Origin of the sequence: Paenibacillus agaridevorans (assembly GCF_003112455.1) — a bacterium.
GTDB classification, from domain to species: domain Bacteria; phylum Bacillota; class Bacilli; order Paenibacillales; family Paenibacillaceae; genus Pristimantibacillus; species Pristimantibacillus agaridevorans.
In genome coordinates this window covers 19335-19824 of record NZ_BDQX01000041.1, presented here as the reverse complement: position 1 = coordinate 19824, position 490 = coordinate 19335, and the positions used below count along the sequence as shown (strand labels likewise).

At 64.3% G+C, this 490-nt stretch carries 1 protein-coding gene; it reads left to right on the top strand.

What is annotated here, in order from left to right; all coding sequences use genetic code 11:
• On the top strand, positions 1–471 hold a 471-nt coding region (locus PAT3040_RS38375; RefSeq protein WP_373863923.1), incomplete at its 5' end, for a methionyl-tRNA formyltransferase.
• Positions 472–490 lie beyond the last annotated feature (19 nt).

Here is a 490-nt window from a genome sequence, read left to right as displayed (position 1 = left end):
TTCGAGAAGCTGAGCCTGGCCGGCGCGGAGCTGCTTGGCGAGACGCTGCCGTCGATCATCGACGGGACGGCGAAAGCCGTGCCTCAGAATGACGCGGAAGCGACCTACGCCCCCAATCTGACGCGAGACGACGAACGTATGGATTGGAGCCGTTCCGCCCGAGAGCTGTTCAATCAAGTGAGAGGGCTCTCGCCGATGGCCGGCGCGTTCACGTTCCTCGGAGGAGAAGTGTTTAAGGTGCGGGCTTGCGAGGTTGCCTCCGGCAAACATGCCGCCTCCGGCGTCTCCGCCCAGCCCGGAACGGTCGTTGAGGCAGGACCGGACGGAATTGTCGTGGCAGCCGGCGAAGGCAAGCTGCTTCTCACGGAGATCCAGCCCGCAGGCAAACGCGCGATGAACGCCGCAGAGTGGCTGAAAGGCGCGCGGCTTGAGCCCGGAACGGTATTCGGCGACGAAGGAGGCTCGTTATGAGCGGCAGAGAAGGTGATCG